The 19,949-nt window shown below is 64.8% G+C and carries 21 protein-coding genes; 8 read left to right on the top strand and 13 right to left on the bottom strand.

All coding sequences use genetic code 11. The features are described from left to right. Nucleotides 1-51 precede the first annotated feature (51 nt). The 4 genes from JHD73_RS06470 to JHD73_RS06455 all read right to left on the bottom strand — a co-directional run bounded on the left by JHD73_RS06470 (nt 52) and on the right by JHD73_RS06455 (nt 4,147). The gene (locus tag JHD73_RS06470; protein ID WP_199028954.1) at nt 52-942 is read right to left on the bottom strand and encodes a class III extradiol ring-cleavage dioxygenase; all 891 of its coding nucleotides are present in this window, start codon (nt 940-942) and stop codon (nt 52-54) included. Between the two features lie 117 nt (nt 943-1,059). After that, nucleotides 1,060-2,481 carry an NAD(P)/FAD-dependent oxidoreductase gene (locus tag JHD73_RS06465; RefSeq protein ID WP_199028952.1) on the bottom strand — a complete coding sequence of 474 codons (1,422 nt, stop codon included), beginning with the start codon at nt 2,479-2,481 and terminating at the stop codon, nt 1,060-1,062. A gap of 113 nt (nt 2,482-2,594) precedes the next feature. After that, on the bottom strand, nt 2,595-3,488 hold the full coding sequence (locus JHD73_RS06460; RefSeq protein ID WP_199028950.1) for a patatin-like phospholipase family protein: 894 nt from the start codon (nt 3,486-3,488) through the stop codon (nt 2,595-2,597). Then, nucleotides 3,485-4,147, bottom strand: a complete 663-nt coding sequence (locus tag JHD73_RS06455) for a TetR family transcriptional regulator (protein WP_199028948.1) — start codon at nt 4,145-4,147, stop codon at nt 3,485-3,487. The genes JHD73_RS06460 and JHD73_RS06455 overlap by 4 nt, the downstream gene beginning before the upstream one ends. Before the next feature lie 561 nt (nt 4,148-4,708). Here JHD73_RS06455 and JHD73_RS06450 point away from each other — a divergent pair. From JHD73_RS06450 to JHD73_RS06425, 6 genes are all read left to right on the top strand, one after another. Further along, nucleotides 4,709-5,962 carry an efflux RND transporter periplasmic adaptor subunit gene (locus JHD73_RS06450; protein ID WP_199028946.1) on the top strand — a complete coding sequence of 418 codons (1,254 nt, stop codon included), beginning with the start codon at nt 4,709-4,711 and terminating at the stop codon, nt 5,960-5,962. A 15-nt stretch (nt 5,963-5,977) separates the two neighbouring features. After that, the gene (locus tag JHD73_RS06445; RefSeq protein WP_199028944.1) at nt 5,978-9,127 is read left to right on the top strand and encodes an efflux RND transporter permease subunit; all 3,150 of its coding nucleotides are present in this window, start codon (nt 5,978-5,980) and stop codon (nt 9,125-9,127) included. Nucleotides 9,128-9,129: 2 nt separating this feature from the next. After that, nucleotides 9,130-10,668: an efflux transporter outer membrane subunit gene (locus JHD73_RS06440; RefSeq protein ID WP_199028942.1), complete on the top strand. Its 1,539-nt coding sequence runs from the start codon at nt 9,130-9,132 to the stop codon at nt 10,666-10,668. 180 nt (nt 10,669-10,848) lie between these two features. Continuing rightward, complete coding sequence (gene rpsU, locus JHD73_RS06435) at nt 10,849-11,061, top strand: 30S ribosomal protein S21 (RefSeq protein WP_003262970.1); 213 nt, start codon at nt 10,849-10,851, stop codon at nt 11,059-11,061. 412 nt (nt 11,062-11,473) lie between these two features. After that, the gene (locus JHD73_RS06430) at nt 11,474-11,650 is read left to right on the top strand and encodes a hypothetical protein (protein ID WP_199029016.1); all 177 of its coding nucleotides are present in this window, start codon (nt 11,474-11,476) and stop codon (nt 11,648-11,650) included. 21 nt (nt 11,651-11,671) lie between these two features. After that, nucleotides 11,672-11,923, top strand: a complete 252-nt coding sequence (locus JHD73_RS06425; protein WP_199028940.1) for a hypothetical protein — start codon at nt 11,672-11,674, stop codon at nt 11,921-11,923. 8 nt (nt 11,924-11,931) lie between these two features. On the opposite strand, the gene JHD73_RS06420 is transcribed toward JHD73_RS06425, so the two are convergent. From JHD73_RS06420 to JHD73_RS06405, 4 genes are read right to left on the bottom strand one after another with little or no spacing between them, the layout of a single operon-like run. Beyond that, nucleotides 11,932-12,255 (bottom strand): low molecular weight protein tyrosine phosphatase family protein, encoded by a 324-nt coding sequence (locus tag JHD73_RS06420; RefSeq protein WP_199029008.1) that lies wholly within the window; start codon nt 12,253-12,255, stop codon nt 11,932-11,934. Between the two features lie 5 nt (nt 12,256-12,260). Then, nucleotides 12,261-12,650: an NUDIX domain-containing protein gene (locus tag JHD73_RS06415; protein WP_199028938.1), complete on the bottom strand. Its 390-nt coding sequence runs from the start codon at nt 12,648-12,650 to the stop codon at nt 12,261-12,263. Between the two features lie 30 nt (nt 12,651-12,680). Continuing rightward, nucleotides 12,681-13,307: a hypothetical protein gene (locus JHD73_RS06410; protein WP_199028936.1), complete on the bottom strand. Its 627-nt coding sequence runs from the start codon at nt 13,305-13,307 to the stop codon at nt 12,681-12,683. A 32-nt stretch (nt 13,308-13,339) separates the two neighbouring features. After that, nucleotides 13,340-14,248, bottom strand: coding sequence for a LysR family transcriptional regulator (locus JHD73_RS06405; RefSeq protein ID WP_199028934.1), 909 nt, complete (start codon nt 14,246-14,248; stop codon nt 13,340-13,342). Nucleotides 14,249-14,373: 125 nt separating this feature from the next. Between JHD73_RS06405 and JHD73_RS06400 the strand changes: the two genes are divergently transcribed. Next, nucleotides 14,374-15,393 (top strand): NAD(P)-dependent alcohol dehydrogenase, encoded by a 1,020-nt coding sequence (locus tag JHD73_RS06400; RefSeq protein ID WP_199028932.1) that lies wholly within the window; start codon nt 14,374-14,376, stop codon nt 15,391-15,393. Nucleotides 15,394-15,437: 44 nt separating this feature from the next. Here the strand turns inward: JHD73_RS06400 and mnmE are convergent, their stop codons facing one another. Beyond that, entirely contained in the window at nt 15,438-16,883 is a 1,446-nt protein-coding gene (mnmE, locus tag JHD73_RS06395) for a tRNA uridine-5-carboxymethylaminomethyl(34) synthesis GTPase MnmE (RefSeq protein ID WP_199028930.1), read from the bottom strand. Between the two features lie 59 nt (nt 16,884-16,942). Here mnmE and JHD73_RS06390 point away from each other — a divergent pair, with 59 nt between their 5' ends. Beyond that, entirely contained in the window at nt 16,943-17,341 is a 399-nt protein-coding gene (locus tag JHD73_RS06390; protein WP_199028928.1) for a VOC family protein, read from the top strand. Nucleotides 17,342-17,408: 67 nt separating this feature from the next. On the opposite strand, the gene yidC is transcribed toward JHD73_RS06390, so the two are convergent. The 4 genes from yidC to JHD73_RS29730 form a co-directional block, all read right to left on the bottom strand. Beyond that, nucleotides 17,409-19,070, bottom strand: coding sequence for a membrane protein insertase YidC (yidC, locus tag JHD73_RS06385; protein WP_199028926.1), 1,662 nt, complete (start codon nt 19,068-19,070; stop codon nt 17,409-17,411). Nucleotides 19,071-19,076: 6 nt separating this feature from the next. Further along, nucleotides 19,077-19,391 carry a membrane protein insertion efficiency factor YidD gene (gene yidD / locus JHD73_RS06380; protein ID WP_199028924.1) on the bottom strand — a complete coding sequence of 105 codons (315 nt, stop codon included), beginning with the start codon at nt 19,389-19,391 and terminating at the stop codon, nt 19,077-19,079. Continuing rightward, nucleotides 19,388-19,813 carry a ribonuclease P protein component gene (gene rnpA / locus JHD73_RS06375; RefSeq protein WP_199028922.1) on the bottom strand — a complete coding sequence of 142 codons (426 nt, stop codon included), beginning with the start codon at nt 19,811-19,813 and terminating at the stop codon, nt 19,388-19,390. The genes yidD and rnpA overlap by 4 nt, the downstream gene beginning before the upstream one ends. 73 nt (nt 19,814-19,886) lie before the next feature. Beyond that, on the bottom strand, nt 19,887-19,949 hold a 63-nt coding region (locus tag JHD73_RS29730), incomplete at its 5' end, for a 50S ribosomal protein L34 (protein WP_199029006.1).

Genomic DNA, 19,949 nt, shown 5'->3' with positions numbered 1-19,949 from the left:
TCGGACCGCTCGCTACGGATCGTGAACAGGTTCAACACGAGTTTTTTGAGTTCAAGCCGCGGCGCGAAGCTGCGGTTGATTGGCGCCTGCGCCGTCAAAACGGAAGCTGTCCATTGCCAATGAGCCGTAGGTGACGGTGTCGACCACGTGCTGGGCCTGCACGCCGCCGGCCGTGGCCTGTGAAGGCTGCCCCATCGCTGCTCCCAGTGCCACGTACAGCGGCATCAGGTGCTCGTCGGTCGGGTGGGCGTGGGCGGCTTGCGGGGCTTGCGCCCGGTAGTCGCAGAAGGTGGCGAAATCGCCACTGCGGATGCCTTCAGTCATAGCTTCCAGCATCCATTCGCGGAACGCATCCACCCACGGTTCCACCGGCACGCCGTGCTGCGTCGTGCCGGGGCCGCGCATCAGCGCGCGCAGGTTGTGCGTGAAGCTGCCCGAGCCAATGATCAGCACGCCCTCGTCGCGCAGCGGTGCCAGCGTGCGCCCCATCGCCATCTGGCATGCGGGCGACAGGCCCGGCATGAGCGACACCTGTACCACGGGGATCTTCGCCTCAGGAAACATCAACATCAGCGGCACCCAGGCGCCGTGGTCTAGCGGCTGGCGTGGGTCGAGCACGGTCGAGGCCTGTTCCTCCAGTCCCGGCACGATGTTGCCATCGATCAGCGCGCGGATGCGCTCGGCCAGATCGGGTGCGCCCGGTGGCGCATATTCCAGCGCATAGAGTTGCGGCGGAAAACCGCCGAAATCGTGCCAGGCCTCTTGCTGAGCACGGGCGGTGACAGCCGGGCGGCGCGTCATCCAGTGCGGCGAGACGACCACGATGGCGCGGGGGCTGAGCGTCGCCATCTCTTGCCCAAGTGCAGCCAGGGCTTTGCCGACGGGGCCTGGATCGGCCGCCAGCATCGGCGACCCATGAGATAGATAGAGCACGGGAAGCATGTCAAATTTCCTGAAGAATATGGCGACCATTCTGCGCCACCCCTGCGCGTGCAACATGCATGGATTTGGAGGCGGGGGTCAGGAAAGTTGAATGAGTGCGTTCCAGCGCGCAGGCCGTTACACGCTCAGCAGTTCCTCCGCCACGGTCGGGTGCAGGCCCACGGTCGTGCGCAGGTGTTTGAGCCGCACCCCCATCCGCACCGCCACCGCCAGCGCCTGGATGATCTCGGGCGCGGCGTTGTCGACGATGTGCGCGCCGAGCACGCGCCCGCTGCGCGCGTTGCACACCAGCTTGATCAGCGATTCCATGCCGGTGCCGGCAAAGCGCTGTTCGAGCGAGACAAAGCGCCGGACCACAACGTCGATACGGTCGGCGGTGGCGCGTTTGTCGTTGTCTGCGCGGTCAGGCCAGCGCGTGCGCGCGTCAGCTTCGGTCAAGCCCACGGTGGCGATGGCCGGGTCGCAGAACACAGCTGTCGGCACCGTATTCATGTCGGGCAGCCGCAGCATCCCCTTCAGCCCCTTGCCGAACAGGCGTTCAGCCACGTAATGCCCTTGTGCTGTGGCCACGGGCGTGAGCTGTTGCCCGCTGCTGACATCGCCCACGGCATGCACGCCGCGCGCGCGGGTGCGGAAGTGGCGGTCCACGGCTATCCCCCCGCGCGCATCGAGCGAGACGCCTGCCGCTTCCAGGCCGAGACCCGCCGTGGTTGGTGCGCGGCCAATGGCGGCCAGCACGCGCTGGGCACGCAGCACGCGCGGGATCTCGCTGGAAGCGTCGTCGCTCACGTAGACGGCCACGCCATCGCCGTTGACCGCATCGCGCTCCACACGCACGACGTGGGCGTTTGATAGAAGGTCGACGCCACAGCGGGCCAGGGCCTGTGCCGTGGCTTCCGATACGGTGACATCGAATTCGGGCAGCACACGTGCCTCGCGCACCAGCAGCGTCACGCGCACGCCAAAGCGCGCCAGCATCGATGCCAGCTCCACCGCCACCACGCCACCGCCCACGATGATGAGCGAGGCGGGCAGTGCGTCCCAGCCGAAGACGTCGTCAGAGCTGCAGGCGAGTTCGGCGCCGGGCACTGGCAGCGGCACGGGGTGCGCGCCGGTGGCCAGCACGACCTGTCGCGCGCGCAACGTGGTCTTGCCGGTCTCGCTGTGCAGTCGGACGATGCCGCGCCCGCGCAGCGAGGCGATGCCCGTCAGCCACTGCACGCCGGAATCCAGCAGGTGCGAGTGATAAACCTCGTTCAGGCGTGCCACCTCCGCACGGGTGCGGGCGATGGCCTGGCTCCAGGCATCGGCGGCATGCGTCGCACGCAGACAACGCGCGATCGTCTGTGACCAGGCCGCGCCGTAGCCGAGCAGCTTCTTGGGCACACAGCCACGGTTGACGCAGGTGCCGCCTACCTGCGCGCGGTCGATGATCAGCGTGCGCGCGCCCAACTGCGCTGCATGGCGTGCGGCCGCCAGCCCGGCCGAGCCGGCGCCGATCACGATCAAATCAAAGGAAGCTGCGGATTTTGCGGGCATGGCGGTGTCCGTCTGTCCATCAAGGTGGCATCGGCCGGACGGCCATGGCGGCACGCCGGCGGGCGCACCGTGTGCAGCAAACGGCGCGCCCGCCGCTTGCCTGATTGCGATGGCTACGCAGCCACCGGTTCGGCGAACCCGCGTGGAAGTTCGCGCAGGAAGGTTTCGCCGTCATGACGGCCGAGCGCATAGGCGTCGCGCATGGCACCCGGGCGGGTGTAGTCCCAGCTTGAGATCGGCACCTTGCGCGAAGGCTGCACGTAAAAGCGGCGCTGCACGCCGCCGGCCACCGGCACATCCATGCGGAAGAACGTCGGGCGCGGGTACAGGCGCGTCACCAGCACCAGCGCATCGCCCGGGGTCGGGTCCAGCGCGTGCACCGGTACGTTGTCGACCATGCCGCCGTCGAGCACTGGCCGTCCCCCACGCCGCAGTACCGGCGTGAACGGCGGGGTCGAAGCCGACTGCAGCAGCAGGTCGGCCAGCTCCTCAGGCGAGGCGCAATCCTGCGCGCGCACGAATTCGGGCGTGAAGCCCAGGCGCCGGCCCAGCGTCGGGTGCAGCGTCTTGCGGACGTGCTTTTCGATGTTGTACGCAATCAGCCCCGCTGCCACGGCCGTGCGCGCGCCCATCCAGCGCGGGATGTGCGCCACACCGATGCGGATTTCGGGCGCCTGCGCCAGCCGCGCGAAACGGCCCTCGCCAAACACCGTCAGCAGCGCCGTGCGGTACATGCCGTAGTGCGGGAACACGCGCTCGCCGCGCAGCAGGTTGCCCCAGTGGGCGTTGCGCTTGTTGTGGCGCAGGGTCTCGCCGTAGTAGTCCATCAGCTCGGCGGAGTTCCACGCGTGCAGCATGCAGGCCGTCGATGCGCCGGCCGAGATGCCGGTGATCACACGCGGCGCCAGGCTCAGTTCGGGCTGCACGACATCCCACCAGCCAGCCTGCCACCAGCAGCGGTTGCCGCCGCCGGCAAACACCATCTGATCGAAGGTGGGCGTGCTCATACGGAGTCCTTGGCGAGTGCTGCCGGCTGGGCCAGGCGCAGCGAAGGGGCGTATTTGAGGGTGTCGATGCAGGCGTCCATGAGGCGCTCACGCTTGCTGGCGAGGGAGGACGCATCCGGATAGAAAAGGAAGTCGCCCATGATGCCGTTGAACGTGGCATGGAAATGCGACACCGCCAGGGGGATATCCAGGTCAGCCGGTAATTGCCCGCGCCGCGTTGCCTGTTCGATGATGCTGGTCAGGTGCGTCATGCCTTCCTCAAACGATTCCTGTTGACGCTTGAGGATGGGGCTCGTGTCTTCCACGAACTCGCACTTGTTGAACATGATCTCGAAGACCTTGCGCCAGTGCGCGTCTTCCACCAGTTGGCGCAACAGGAAGTTACCCACCGTGCGCAGTTCCCCCAGCGGGTCGTCAGCCTCCACCCCGAGCGGGGTGCACATGGTTTCCATTGGCAGCTTCACGCGCTCGCACATGGCGGCGAACACGTCAGCCTTGTTGCGAAAATGCCAGTAGATGGCGCCGCGCGTCACGCCTGCGGCCTGCGCGATGTCCGATAGCGACGTGCGCGCTACGCCACGTGCATAAAACACGTCTTCTGCCGCATCCAGGATGCGGTTGCGTGTTTCCAGTGCTTCTTCCTTGGTTCGTCTGACCATGATCTTCCAGAGGAACGCCGGCTCACCCTGACGGCGTTCTTTTGATTCGCTTTTGTGCGTCGCACAATCTTTGGCAACGCATTATTTCATATTGCGCAATGCTACGGCCTGCATTGCAGGCGCTGCGGGCCTTGATGGGCCGCATTCTGCCCCGATCCCGCGCGGTTCCGCCATTGCAACGAAGTCAGCAAAAGTTGCAACAATGGCCCTGCTTTGCCGATGGGTCCTGCTTACATACATGCGTGAACGTATCTATAATAGCGCGCACTTCGCCTCTTGCACATTGCAACATGCGCCACATCGGCTTGGTCAATTCCACAGCCCGGGCGTCTTGTGACTAGGTGAAGCACTGCAGCAAATCGCGCTCGTTCTCGCGTCGTTGAGTCCGTTTTGTTGCGACTTCGTCGCAAACGCCGTATCGCATGCCATCGGATACGGCTAGGATCGTGCGTTTCAATTGTATTTTTTGGTTTCGCTGACGGTTTGCCGGCGCAGCACACGCATTCGTTTGCGTGGCGGCGCGGCGCCCGGCATTCCGCTTATCGCCACATGGGGTCATCTATGACGAACACCCGCCGTTATCACCAACTCGCTGCCGCCGCATTCATGGTGGTGGCGCTTGCAGCTTGCGGCAACAAGCAGGCACAAGGGCCGGGCGGCGCCGGCATGCCTCCGACCGAAGTCGGCATTGTGACCGTGCAGCCGCATACCGTTGGTCTGACCAGCGAGTTGCCGGGCCGTCTGGAAGCCACGCGTGTGGCCCAGGTGCGCGCACGGGTCGCTGGCATTGTGCTCAAGCGTTCATACGCTGAAGGCAGTGACGTAAAGGCTGGCCAGCAGCTGTTCCAGATCGACCCGGCGCAGTACCAGGCCTCGCTCGACAGCGCGAAAGCGCAACTGGCGCGCTCCGAAGCCACGCAAACGCAGGCGCAGCTCAAGGCCGAGCGCTACAAGCCGCTGGTTGCCACCAACGCTATCAGCAAGCAGGACTATGACGATGCAACGGCTGCTGCCAAGCAGGCCACCGCTGACGTTGCCGCTGCGCGCGCTGCCGTGGAAACCGCCAAGCTGAACCTCGGTTACGCCAGTGTCACTTCGCCGATCGCCGGCCGTGCCGGTCTGGCGCAGATCACCGAAGGCGCGCTGGTTGGCCAGGGTGAGGCAACGCTGCTGACCACGGTGCAGCAGATCGACCCGATCTACCTGACCTTCACGCAGTCGAGCACCGAAGTGCTGCGCCTGCAGGAAGCGCTCAAGGCCGGCAAGCTGGTCAAGTCGGGCGACAACGCTGCCAAGGTCACGCTGGTGACGGAAGACGGCCGCGCCTACGCACAGCCGGGCAAGCTGTACTTCTCCGACCTGACGGTGGACCCGGCCACGGGCACCATCACGCTGCGCGCCATCGTGCCGAACGCCGACCGTACGCTGCTGCCGGGCATGTACGTGCGCGCGCGCCTGGAGCAGGCGGTGGACGAGCAAGCCATCACGGTGCCGCAACAGGCCGTGACGCGCAGCCCGGACGGCGCCTCCGTGATGGTCGTCGACGAGAAGGGCATGGCTGCCGTACGCCAGGTCCAGGCCGATCGCTCGACCGGTACGGAGTGGATTGTCTCCAGCGGTCTGAAGGCTGGCGACAAGGTGATCGTCGATGGCCTGCAGAAGGTCCACCCGGGTGCGCCGGTCAAGGCGGTGCCGTGGCAGCCCACGCCGGCAGGTCAGAAGCCGGGTCAGGGTGCTCCGGCAGGCGCAGCACCTGCGGCCAGCGCCCCTGCCGCAAGCACTCCCGCTGCCAGCACGCCGGCAGCCAAGCAGTAAACAAGGAGCCATCGCATGGCAAAGTTTTTTATCGATCGCCCAGTCTTTGCCTGGGTGCTCGCGCTGTTCATCATCATCGGCGGGGCGATCTCGATCACCCAGTTGCCGATTTCGCAGTACCCGACCATTGCGCCGCCATCGATCATCATCACGGCAACGTACCCGGGTGCGAACGCGAAGACGCTGGACGAATCTGTCACCAGCATCATCGAGCAGGAAATGAACGGCGCGGATGGCCTGCTCTATATGGAGTCGGTCAGCCAGGGCGGTAACGGCCAGGCGCAGATCACGGTGACGTTCAAGGCCGGTACGGACCCCGCGCTGGCGCAGGTGGACGTGCAGAACCGCCTGAAGCGCGTGGAAGCGCGTTTGCCCGCGCAGGTGACGCAGCAGGGCGTGCAGGTCGACAAGGCCCGCGCCAACTTCCTGCTGTTCGCCACGCTGGCATCGACCGACGGCAAGATGGATCCGGTGGCGCTGGGTGACTACATCTCGCGTAACGTGCTCAACGAAATCAAGCGCGTGCCGGGTGTCGGTCAGGCCATCCTGTTCGGTACGGAACGCGCCATGCGCGTCTGGATCGACCCGGCCAAGCTGGTCGGCTACAAGCTGACCCCGACCGACGTCTACAACGCGATCCGCAACCAGAACGCATTGGTGTCGGCCGGTACGCTGGGCGACCTGCCCTCCACTTCTGATCAGCCGATTGCGGCGACCGTCGTGGTGGAAGGCCAGCTCACGACCACCGAGCAGTTCGGCAACATCGTGCTGGTGGCCAAGCCGGACGGCTCGCTGGTGCGAGTGAAGGATGTGGCGCGCCTGGAGTTGGGTGGCCAGACCTACTCGACGTCTGCGCGGATCAACGGTCAGCCGATTTCGGCCATTGGCGTGCAGCTCTCGCCCACGGGTAATGCGCTGGGCACCGCCACGGCCGTGAAGGCCAAGCTGGAAGAGTTGTCGAAGTACTTCCCGGCGGGCGTGGAATACAAGGTGCCGTACGACACCTCCAAGTTCGTCAAGATCTCGATCGAGGAAGTGGTCAAGACGCTGCTCGAGGCCATGGTGCTGGTGTTCCTGGTGATGCTGCTGTTCCTGCAGAACATCCGCTACACGCTGGTGCCGTCGATCGTGGTGCCGATCTCGCTGCTGGGCGCATTCGCCACCATGAACGCGATGGGTTTCTCGATCAACGTGCTAACCATGTTCGGCCTGGTGCTGGCGATCGGTATTCTCGTTGACGATGCCATCGTGGTGGTGGAAAACGTCGAGCGCATCATGGCCGAAGAAGGCCTGCCCCCGCGAGAAGCCACCCGCAAGGCCATGGGTCAGATCACGGGCGCCATCATCGGCATTACGCTGGTGCTGATGGCCGTGTTCATCCCGATGGCGTTCTTCTCGGGTTCGGTGGGTGCGATCTACCGCCAGTTCTCGCTGTCGATGGTGTCGTCGATCTTCTTCTCTGCACTCATGGCGCTGACGCTCACGCCCGCACTGTGCGCGACGCTGCTCAAGCCGATCGAGAAAGGCTCGCACCACGAGAAGAAGGGCTTCTTCGGCTGGTTCAACCGCATGTTCACGAGCACCACGAATGGCTATCAGAGCTTCGTGGAGCGCATGCTGAAGAAGACCTTCCGCTACATGGTGATCTACGGTGTGCTGATCGCTGCGGTGGTGTTCCTGTTCCTGCGCCTGCCGTCTTCGTTCCTGCCGACCGAAGATCAGGGCTATATCGTGACCAACATCCAGCTGCCGCCGGCCGCATCGGCCAACCGCACGCTGGAAGTGATCAAGCAGGTCGAGAACTACTACAAGCACGAAAAGGCCGTCGAGAACATGGTGGCTGTGCAGGGCTTCAGCTTCTCGGGTAACGGCCCGAACGCTGGTCTGGTGTTCACCACGCTCAAGGACTGGAAGGAGCGCGGCCCGGATCAATCCGCTGACGCCGTGGCCGGCCGTGCCTTTGGTGCGCTGTTCGGTGGCATTCGCGATGCGATCGTGTTCCCGCTGAACCCGCCGCCGATCCCGGAACTGGGTAATGCAACGGGCTTCACGTTCCGTCTGCAGGACCGTGCTGGCCTGGGCCACGATGCGCTGATGGCTGCACGTAACCAGCTCCTGGGCATGGCTGCGAAGAGCAAGATCCTCAAGGGCGTCCGTCCTGAAGGTCTGGAAGATTCGCCGCAGTACCAGGTGGATATCGACCGCGAGAAGGCCAACGCGCTGGGTGTGTCGTTCACTGACATCAACGCCACGCTGTCGACGGCGCTGGGTTCGGCGTACGCCAACGATTTCCCGAACTACGGTCGTCAGCAACGCGTGATCGTGCAAGCGGACAAGATCAACCGCATGCAGCCCGAAGACATCATGAACCTGTACGTGCGCAACGGGCAGGGCAACATGGTGCCGATGTCGACGTTCGCGAAGGGCCACTGGATCGTCGGTCCGGTGCAGCTCGTGCGCTACAACGGCTATCCGTCGATCCGCCTGTCGGGTGATGCTGTGCCTGGCGCGAGTACGGGTGAGGCCATGGCTGAAATGGAGCGCCTCGCGAGCAAGCTGCCGGCCGGTATCGGTTACGAGTGGACGGGCCAGTCGCTGCAGGAAAAGACCTCCGGCTCGCAGGCGCCTGCGCTGTATGCGCTGTCGCTGCTGGCGGTGTTCCTGGTGCTGGCTGCGCTGTACGAAAGCTGGTCGATCCCGGCGGCGGTGATTCTGGTGGTGCCGCTGGGCGTGCTCGGCGCACTGCTGGGCGTGACGCTGCGCGCCATGCCTGACGACGTGTACTTCAAGGTCGGCCTGATTGCGGTGGTGGGTCTATCCGCTAAGAACGCCATTCTGATTATCGAGTTTGCGAAGGACTTGCAGGCGCAAGGCAAGGGCCTGATCGAAGCCACGCTGGAGGCCGTGCATCTGCGGTTCCGCCCGATCATCATGACGTCGTTCGCCTTCATCCTGGGCGTGCTGCCGCTGGCAATTGCCACCGGTGCAAGCTCCGCCAGCCAGCGCGCCATCGGTACCGGCGTGATGGGCGGGATGATTACCGCGACGGTGCTGGCTGTGGTGCTGGTGCCCGTGTTCTTCGTGGTGGTCCGTCGCATCTTCAAGGGCAGCGAGCGTCAACGCCGCCTGGATGCCGCGCACCGTCCGTTGGACGAGGAAATCTGAATATGCAGAAAACGATGACCTTTCGAACCCCTGCGCTATTGCCGGCGCTCCTGCTTGCTGCCGGCGTGCTGTCTGGCTGCTCGCTGGCGCCGACCTATGAGCGCCCGGATGCTCCGGTAACGAGCACGTATCCGCAGGCACCGGCCGGCTATGCCGTGCCGGCTGATAGCGCGAAGCCGGGCGAAAACGCCCCGCGCGCCACCGATCTCGGCTGGCGCGAGTTCTTCCCCGATCCGCGCCTGCAGAAGCTGATCGGCCTGTCGCTGGAAAACAACCGCGACCTGCGCATCGCCGTGCTCAACATCGAGGCAGCGCGCGCGCAGTACCGTCTGCAAGTTGCTGAGCTGCTGCCGCCGGTCAACGCGGCTGCAACGTACACGCGCAGCCTGACGCCGCAGTCGATCTCGCAGACCGGGTCGGATATCGTCACCAAGCAGTACCAGCTTGGTGTCGGTATCAGCAATTACCAGGTCAACCTGTTCAGCGTGGGCGACGTGACGCGCTCCGCGCGCGCCAGCTACCTGGCGACCGCGGAGGGCCAGCGTGCCGCGCAGATCAGCCTGATCTCGCAAGTGGCCAAGGCTTACCTGAACGAGCGCGCCTACGCCGAGCAGCTTGAGCTGGCCCAGCAGACCCTGAAGGGTCGCGAGGACTACTACAAGCTCGCCAAGCAGCGCTTTGACGTGGGTGCCTCGTCGTTGCTGGACCTGCGCCAGACCGAGACGCTGGTCGAATCGGCGCGTGTGGCCGTTGCACAGTTGACGCGTCAGTACGCCCAGGCGACCAATGCGCTGGTACTGCTGGTGGGTGCGCCGCTGCCGGCCGATCTGCCACCGCCGACCACCGTGTCGTCGGAAAAGATCGTGGCCGACATCCCGCCGGGCTTGCCGTCGGAGCTGCTGGAGCAGCGCCCGGACATCCGCCAGGCCGAGCAGAAGCTGATTGCCGCCAATGCCAACATCGGCATTGCGCGTGCGGCGTTCTTCCCGAGCATCGGGCTGACGTCCAACGTGGGCACGGCCAGCGGCGCACTGCATGACCTGTTCAAGAGCGGGACGGGGCTGTGGTCGTTCGTGCCGAATCTCACGCTGCCGATCTTCGACTGGGGCACGCGCATCTTCCAATTGGACTCCACCAAGGCCAACCAGAAGATCGCAGTCGCCACCTACGAGAAGACCATCCAGACCGCGTTCCAGGAAGTGTCTGACGCCCTGGTGGCGCGCGGCACGCTGGAAGAGCAGGTGGCTGCACAGAAGCGCTTCCGCGATGCCACGGCTGAGCGTCTGACGCTGTCGGACCAACGCTATCGCAACGGCGTGTCGAGCTTCCTCGACGTGCTGGATGCGCAACGCGATCTGTTCAGCGCCGATCAGACTCTGGTGCAGACGCGCCTGGCCCGCCTGACCAACGCCATCGATCTGTACACGGCGCTGGGCGGTGGCCTGCAGGAAAGCAGCACCATTGCCGCTGCCAAGCAGGCGCAACCGACGGCTGCGCCGGGCGTGGCACCCGTCGCACCGGACATGACGCCGGCTCGCTGACCCTTCAGCGCGCACCGTCTGCCGTCGTCTCCACGCGACGGTGGACGGTGCAAAAGTGCCTGATTGGGCACGCAAAGCCGATGCTTGCATCGGTAAACCAATTCAACTACACTGCACGCCCTCTGGGCGGTATATAATCCGCTGTTTCGCCGTCCACCCGAATACTGAGCAAGGGACCCGATGACCACCATCCGTCTGAAAGAAAACGAGCCGGTCGAAGTTGCACTGCGCCGCTTCCGCCGTGAAATTGAGCGCACTGGCCTGATCAAGGAACTGCGCGCCCGTACCGCTTACGAAAAGCCGACGACCGAGCGCAAGCGCAAGAAGGCTGCCGCTGTGTCGCGTACGCGTAAACGCCTGCGCTCGCAAATGCTGCCGAAGAAGCTCTACTAAGATCGCGTAGTTGTTCCGGTAGCACCAACTGGGTGCTGCCGTTGGCGGTGTGAAGTCGGTCGACTTCCAACTCGCCGAGCTTGGTTCGTAGCGTGCCTTGCACGCACCCGGAAGCTCTTTCGGGGCCCGGCCAACGCTCCAACCCCCGATACAGAAGCTCGCAAGATGCGGTTGATGGCCTAAGTGCCGTTCTCCGCCGCTTCGGTGCGCCTTCGCGCGCATGTTCTGTTGCAAACGACTTCCGCCAGCGGTGATTGACCGGCTGGCTGTTGGCGTTTGTCGCGCAGAGCTTTCCTCGTCTCGCCCGTTCCTCGTCTTGCCGTAGACGCGAATTTTGCGCGGTGCCCGCCTCTCTTTACGACTTTTTGACGGGCACAGCCGTACGCTGCAGGTATCCCAGACTGCGGACGCAATGCGTCTTTCGATCATGAACCTGATGAGCCATTGGCTGCTCGGCGCGGGCGCCCTGCTGGCCATCCTTGCACTGTTTGCCATCGAGTACATTGGCGTTGAGCGTGCGGCGCGCCGTAATGCCGAGGCTGAAGCCCATCTGCCCAAGCCTGCGGGGGACGACGCATCCGTCCATTGACCCCAGCTTATCGAGACGACGATGCCAACCCACTCCAACGATTACTGGTTCCCCGCCAAGCGCTACGGCTGGGGCTGGGGGCTGCCGTCTCGCTGGCAAGGCTGGGTGGTGATCGCCATTTATGCCGTGCTGCTGGCGGCGGGCATCGCTGTGCTGCGCCCGCATGCCGAGCCGGTGAGCTTCGTGCTCTATACGCTGGCGCTGAGCCTGTTGCTCGTGCTGGTGTGCTGGTGGAAAGGCGAACCACCGCGCTGGCGGTGGGGCGGGGATTGAGCCTTAGGCTATTTGCGCAGATGTGGGCCCACCCGCTTCTCGAGTAGGGCAACGAGTTCCGGCTGCATGAACGTGTAGTCGTCAGCAATTTCCAGGCAGACCACGCGTTTACCGCGCAGATGTTGTTTGAACCGTTGCGATAGCCGTGGCTGATGGCTGCGTTCCATCAGGAAAATGACGTCGGCCCAGTCGAGTTGTTCGACATTGAGCGGCACGTCCGCGTCGGGCGCCAAGCCGGCGGAGTCGGTTTCGATGCCTGGCCACTGTGCGAAGACGGTCTCGGCTGTCGGGCTGCGGAGCCGGTTGCGGCTGCAGATGAACAGGGCGCGCATCGGTGTCATGGGTTCCGACTGCACACGGCTGCAATCGACGCGCGATACCCGTCAGGCAGATGCATCGGCAGCGTGTCCGGCGCAAACAGCCCGAGCCGCTTGTGCTCGTGGCTGACCACCGGTGCAAACGGGCCGACCAGCGTGCAGTCATACGTGGCGATGAACACATGCTTGCCCGGCACGACCTCAAATAGATACGTATCGATCGGCGCGCCGACCTGCACCGCCAGGTTCAGCTCCTCCGCAATCTCGCGCGCGAGGCATTCGGTGGACGATTCCCCCAACTCGATACGGCCGCCGGGCAGTTCCCACTCTTCGCGCTCATTGAGCAGTAGGACGACCTCGCCGGTGGGTGCGCGCAGCACGCCTTTGACAGAGACGGGGTAGGTGGACATGGCGCTCATGGTGGTGGCTGACTGTATGGGTTACGGCCCATCCGCCACGTTGGCGGTGCCGCTCGACGTGCCCAGATGCAGCTCCTGGTCGAAGGCGCGGTTCACGTCGCAGTATTGCGCGCGTGCGGGCTGAGATTTTTGCCAGCGGAACGATAGCTTGGGATAGCCCGGTGTGCCATCGGTGTTCTCTGTCAGCACGTAGTAGTCGAAGCGCACGTTGGCATCGGCCGCGTAGCTAGCACCGGCTTCGCGGTTGGCGAGGATGAGCACGGCGGGCTTGCCGCCCTGTGCGAGCAGGAGCCGGAAGTCGTGAAGCAGGCAGTCTGCGCCACCGCTGGTCGTCACGTGCAGTTGCTCTTTCTCGTTGCCACCGCCACCGTCATTGCGGCGGAAGATCGGCACGAGGCTCCAGGGTTGCGCGCGGCCTGCTGCGCCGTCGCGCACAAAGAAGGTCACCACATCAAAGCTGTGCGCATTGAAGTTCTCGCGCCATGCACGGACGGCGATGGCATCGTAGCCGCGCAGCTTCAGCGCATTGACGCCGTTGTGTATGGGCATCAGCGTATAGCCGGCCTGTGCCGTGGCGGCGCCCGATAGGCCGAGCAACGTCAGGCCCAGTACGACGCGGTTGTTCAGGTAGTGGCGGTACTTGCGCACCGGATTCTCCGTTGATGAATGGATTCGGTCGCTCAGGCTTGCGTCAGCAGGCGAGGCACCTCATCGACAAGGGCATCGATGGCCACGCGCACTTTGAGCGGCATATGGCGGGTCTTCAGCCAGAGCACGTTGACCTGCGTATCGAGCACGCCCTCATGGCCCATGACGACCGTGAGCTGGCCAGCGTTCAAGTATGACGGAATGAGCCAGCAGGGCAGCCATGCCAGGCCAGCACCGGCTGCTGCGGCGTCAGCGATGGAGAGCAGGTCGTCCAACCGCAGGCGTGATGCGGGCTGATAGGTCTGCATCTGCCCATCCGGCCCGGGGAGGCGCCACGGCGTGTGGTGCGCGCCGCGCGCGTAGACGATGCAGGCATGTGCGTCCAGATCGCGCAGCGTTGCCGGCTGGCCATGCTGTTCGAGATAGGCGGGCGACGCGCAGAGTGCCATCCGGTTGAAGCCCAGCTGGCGGCTGACCAGCGTGGCGTGATCCGGCAGCGGGCCCATGCGTACGGCGATGTCGAAGCGGTCTTCCACCAGGTCGGCCATGCGGTCGTTGAATGCGATCTCGACTTCCAGCAGCGGGTGACGCTCGATCAATCGACGCATGACCGGCGCAACACACTGTCTGCCGAACAGCACCGGCACGGTCATCCGCAATCGGCCGGTCGGTTCGCGCCGGCTGGCGAGCAAGGCCGCTTCGGTTTCGCTCAACTCGGTCAGCAGGCGTTTGCATTGCTCGTAATAGAGCGCCCCTTCGCCGGTCAGGTTCAGGCTGCGGGTCGTGCGCTGCAGCAGCCGCGTGTTCAGGCGGTGTTCCAGCCGGGCGATGACCTTGGCCACCGCCGAGCGCGTGACCCCCAACTGCGCCGCGGCCGCCGCAAAGCTGCCCGACTCGACCACGTTCACAAATTCGGCCACGCCGCTGAGCCGATCGTCCATCCAAATCTGCTCCGTTTCGGTTGATCAAATGGCGCCTGGTGGGCGACGGTAAGTCTACCAAATGGAGTCAATGCGTCTCATATGGAAACAATAAGATCGGTGCTTCATTGAAACGGGGAACTCACATGAAAGCATGGCAAGTCAGACCGGGACACGGCATTGCGGGATTGCAGCAGATCGACACGGACGCGCGCGAGCCGGGGTCTACCGAGGTAGTCGTGAGTATGCGGGCTGCCTCCCTCAATTACCGCGATTGGATGGCCGCACGCGGCGACTACCCAGGCATCGATGGCACACCGCGCATTCCGCTGAGCGATGGCGCAGGCGAGGTGGTTGCGGTGGGGCCGCGCGTGACACGGCTCAAACCGGGGGATCGCGTGATCAACACCTATTTCCCGAACTGGATCGACGGTGAAATCGCACTTTGGAAGATTGCTGAATCGCCTGGTGCCACGTTTGACGGTGTGCTGGCCGAACAGTTTGTCGCTGACGAATCCACGCTGGCCGCCATTCCGGCGCATCTGAGTTTTGAGGAGGCGGCCACGATCTCCTGTGCGGGCATCACGGCCTGGAACGCGCTGTTCGCGAATACCGTGGTCAAGCCGGGCGCGACGGCGTTGCTGCTGGGCACGGGTGGCGTTTCGATCTGGGCGCTGCAGTTGGCAAAGGCGGCGGGGCTGCGCGCCATCATCACCTCATCCAGCAATGAGAAGCTGGCGCGCGCACGGCAGCTCGGCGCCGACGCAACCATCAACTACCGTACCGTGCCCGAGTGGCAGCACGAAGTGTTGCGACTGACCGGTGGCGCGGGTGCCGACGTGGTGGTGGAGGTGGGCGGATATGACACGATGGCGCGCTCGATTGCGGCCACCCGGCTGGGTGGTGTCGTCTCCATCACGGGTTTGCTGAGCGGCTTTGCGGGCGTGGATTTCGGCCTGCGCAGCCTGTTCGACGTTGCCAAGCACCTGCACGGCGTGATCGTCGGCAGCCGCACGGTGCTCGATGAGGTGGTTCGTCTGGTCGACGTGCAGCAGATCCGCCCGGTGGTCGATCGTGTCTTCGGTTTTGATGAGGTGCCAGCCGCGTATGACTACCTGCAGTCGGGGCGGCACTTTGGCAAGGTGGTGGTTCGGGTTGGTGGGTGAGGGATGCGCTTGGCGGGCGGCCCTGCGTCTCAGCGGGTCGCTCGCTATTTGCCAATACAGAACCGACTAAAGATCACCCCCAACAGATCATCACTGGAAAACGCTCCCGTGATGCTGTTCAACGCTTCCTGCGCCAGCCGCAGCTCTTCCGCAAACAGATCGAGCGATTGCGCTTGCTGATCGGCATGCTCGGCCGCAAAGGCCAGGTGCTCCTTGGCTGAGCGCAAGGCTGCGAGATGGCGTTCGCGCGCCAGGTACAGGCCCTCGCCGCCGCCTTGCCAACCGGCAATCTCCAGCAATGCCGCGCGCAGCAACTCCACGCCCACGCCGTCGCGCGCCGAGAGCCACACCTCTGGCGGCTCGGTATCCACATGGCCCGCTACGGCCACACCTGTCAGGTCGATCTTGTTGATGACGCGCAGCGTCGGTACGCCGGCGGGTACGTGTTCAGCGATGCGTGCGTCGATGGCGGCATCTTCGGCGGACAGGCCGTTGCTGCGGTAGTCCGCAGCGTCCAGCAGATGCAGCACCACATCCGCGCGCGCGATGGCGGCCCAGGTGCGCTCGATGCCGATGCGCTCCACCTCGTCTTCCGTCTCGCGCAGGCCGGCTGTGTCGACAATGTTCAGCGGGATGCCTTCAATCTGGATGGTCTGCTGCACCTTGTCGCGCGTGGTGCCGGCGATGGGCGTAACGATGGCCAGCTCGGCGCCGGCCAACGCATTGAGCAGCGACGACTTGCCCACGTTCGGCTGCCCGGCCAGCACCACGTGCAGGCCTTCGCGCAGGAGTGCGCCCTGTCGCGCCTGCGCCAGCACACCGTCAACCGCCGTGCGAATGCCGGCAAGCTGGCCGCGCGCATCAGACGCTTCCAGAAAGTCGATTTCCTCTTCCGGAAAATCCAGCGTCGCTTCCACCAGCATGCGCAGATGGATCACGCGCTCGACCAGCGCATGCACAGCCTGCGAGAACGCACCATCGAGCGAGCGTGCTGCCGAGCGTGCCGCAGCTTCGGTGCTGGCTTCGATCAGGTCGGCGACGGCTTCGGCCTGCGCCAGGTCCATCTTGTCATTGAGAAAGGCGCGGCGCGTGAATTCGCCGGGCTCGGCCACGCGCAGGCCGATCTCGCGCCCGGCAACCAGGCAGCGCTGCAGCAGCAACTGCATCACCACCGGGCCGCCGTGGCCCTGCAGTTCGAGCACGTCTTCGCCGGTGTATGAATGCGGCGCCGGAAACCACAGTGCGATGCCGCGATCGATGGCGCCGCCGTCGGCGTCAAGGAAGGGCAGGTAGGTTGCCTGGCGCGGCGTCAGCAGCCGGCCGCATACGGCCTGCATGACGGCGCGCACATCAGGCCCCGACACGCGCACGACCCCAATGCCGCCCCGCCCAGGCGCGGTGGCAATCGCCGCGATGGGAATGGTGCGGATGGGCGCGCGCGGGGCGTCGGAAGCGTTTGGCAAGGTCGTGGGGTGGTCAGCAGCAGTCATGGGCGGTATTGTGCGGCAGCCGTGCAGTTGCGCGCCAGTTTCCAACCTGGGAGATTCGGATGATCGATCACACCGGCGTCGTCGTCAGCGACTTCGAGGCCAGCAAGCGGTTCTACGAACAGGCATTGGGCTCCATTGGCTTGGCCAAGGTGCTGGAGTTTCCCGCCGCCGTGACGGGCCACACCGATGTGGCCGGCTTTGGCCCACCGGGCAAGGCGGAGTTCTGGATTTCTGCTGCGACAGCCGGGCAGGGACCAAACAAGCCACCGCTGCACGTGGCGTTTCGTGTGGAGTCGCGTGCCGAGGTGGAGGCGTTTTACGCAGCAGCCATGGCGGCCGGTGGCACTGACAACGGCACCCCCGGTGTGCGTGCGCACTATCATCCGAACTACTACGGCGCCTTTGTGCGCGATCCGGACGGCCACAATATCGAGGCGGTCTGCCACGCGCCTGCATAAGGTTCGTTATCAAGTGGCATGAAAAAAGGGCACCCGAGGGTGCCCATTTTGCTGAGGCGCGTTCGCCTTACTTGGCGGGTGCCGCCTTCTTGTTGGTGCCCAGCATGCGGTTGATCGACCATTGCTGTGCGATCGACAGGCAGTTGTTCACCACCCAGTACAGCACCAGGCCGGCCGGGAAGAAGAAGAACATCACCGAGAACGCGATCGGCATGAACATCATCACCTTGGCCTGCACCGGGTCCGGCGGGGTCGGGTTCAGCTTGGTCTGCACGAACATCGACACGGCCATCAGCACCGGCAGGATGTAGAACGGGTCCGGTGCGGACAGATCGTGCACCCAGCCGATCCACGGCGCGCCGCGCATTTCCACCGACGACAGCAGCGCCCAGTACAGCGCCATGAACACCGGGATCTGGATCACGATCGGCAGGCAGCCGCCGAGCGGGTTGACCTTCTCGGTGCGGTACAGCGTCATCATCTCCTGGTTCATCTTCTGCGGATCGCCCTTGTGACGCTCGCGGATGGCCGTCATGCGCGGCTGCAGGTCCTTCATCTTCGCCATCGAACGGTAGCTCGTGGCCGACAGCGGGAAGAACACCAGTTTGATCAGCACCGTGAGTGCGACGATCGACCAGCCCCAGTTGCCCAGCAGCCCGTGGATCTTCTCCAGCAGCCAGAACAGCGGCTTGGCGACGATGGTCAGCCAGCCATAGTCCTTCACCAGATCCAGGCCCGGGGTGATGGCCTCAAGCATGCGCGCTTGCTGCGGGCCGGCGAACAGGCGTGCCGTGGCCGACACGCTGGCGCCGGGCGCCACCGTGCCCAGCGGCTCCTGAATGCCGATGCGGTAGAAGTTGGTGTCGACGCGGTCGACGTAGTACTCACGCTTGACGTTGTCCGCCGGAATCCAGGCCGAGGCAAAGTAGTGCTGCACCATTGCCACCCAGCCGCTGTCGGTCGGGGTCGGCACGTGTGCCTTGCCCTTGTCGATGTCGGAGAAGGTGATCTTGTGGAACTTGTCGCCGTCGGTGTACACGGCCGGGCCGGTGAACGTGCTGTAGAAGCGCGATTGCTCCACGGCGCCGCCGTCGCGGGCCAGTTCCATGTACAGCGTCGGGTTGATCGGTGCTGTGCCGTCGTTGGTCACGTCAAAGCGCGTGTCGATCACGTAGCTGCCGCGCTTGAAGACGTACGTCTTGGCCAGCTTGGCACCGCCCTTGTCGGCCGTCAGCGTGATGGAGACGTCGTTGCCCGTGCCCAGGTCACGCGGGCCGGCCGATGCCGTGAACGCTGTCGTGTGGTTCGGGAAGTCACCACCGATGATGCCCGAGCGCGCCAGATACGTGCGCTCGATGCTGCGGTCGAACAGCACCACCGGGTTGCCGTCGTGGTCCTTCTGGTCCAGCAGTTCCAGCTTGGTGACGATGGCGCCGGCCGTGTCGATGGTGGCGCGCACCACGTCGGTCGTGATGACGATCTTTTCCGAAGCCGGTGCCTGCGACGCTGCGCCGGTGGCCGGCGCCGCTTGCGTACCTGCTGCTGCGGTGGTCGTGGCGCTCTTGGGCACGTCGCCTGCGGGCGTGCTGCCCGGCGCGGCGGTGGTCGTGGCCGTCTGCGGCGTCGGGAAGAACATCGACTGGTGGCCATTCGCGCGTTGCCAGTTGTCGAACAGCAGGACAACCGCCAGCGAGAAGATCACCCAGAGAATGGTGCGTTTGATATCCATGTCGGATTACGGTCTGGGAAGGTGAATCGACGGCCGCGCAGCCTGAGTGTCGGCTGCGGTCGCGTCGGTCGATGCGGAATCGTTGGAGCGGTGCACAGCGTCGCCAGCGGCGGGCGGCACAGGATCATACCCGCCTTGTGCGAACGGATGGCAGCGGCATAGGCGTTTTGCCGCAAGATAACTGCCGTACCCAGGCCCGTGGGTGAGCACGGCGTCGCGTGCGTAGTCGGAGCAGGTCGGCAGGAAGCGGCATTGCGCGCCCACGAAGGGGCTGAACGCCACTTTATAGATGCGCAGCAGAAACAACAGCACGCGCGTCATGGCGCCCCCCCGGTGGCAGGCTGGGGGGCAGAGGGTGTGGCGGGCGGTGCAGGCAGTGGCCGTGTCGCAATCTCAAAGAGGTGCGACAACTCTTCGTGGCAGATGCGTTTGAAGGCAGCCACGGTGGGCACGTCCTGGCGTGGGAACTTGGCGTGCAGGCGGATCAGCACGTCGCGGCCACCCAAGGACGGCTGCCGCAGGCGGAACAGCTCGCGGCACTGGCGCTTGATGAGGTTGCGCTCGACGGCGCGCTTGGCAAATTTCTTGCCGATCACCACGCCCAGGCGCGCCTGGGGATGCCCGTTGGCGCGCACATACAGCACAAAGTGACGACTACGCCGGACGGGCCGCAAAGCAAAAACGGATGAGAACTCATCCGTTTTCGTCAGCCTTGCGGCTTTGGGGTAGGCGTGCAGGCCCATCGCCGGCTGGGGGTAAGACTGCGGCAAAAGCCATGGGCAACGGCCAGAAGCCGTCACCCGGGGCGCGGCAGTCTTAGATCGCCAGGCGCTTGCGGCCCTTGGCGCGGCGTGCGTTCAGCACGGCACGGCCACCACG

It is taken from the genome of Ralstonia sp. ASV6 (genome assembly GCF_016429285.1).
GTDB lineage: Bacteria > Pseudomonadota > Gammaproteobacteria > Burkholderiales > Burkholderiaceae > Ralstonia > Ralstonia flaminis.
This window is presented reverse-complemented; position numbering and strand designations above follow the sequence as displayed.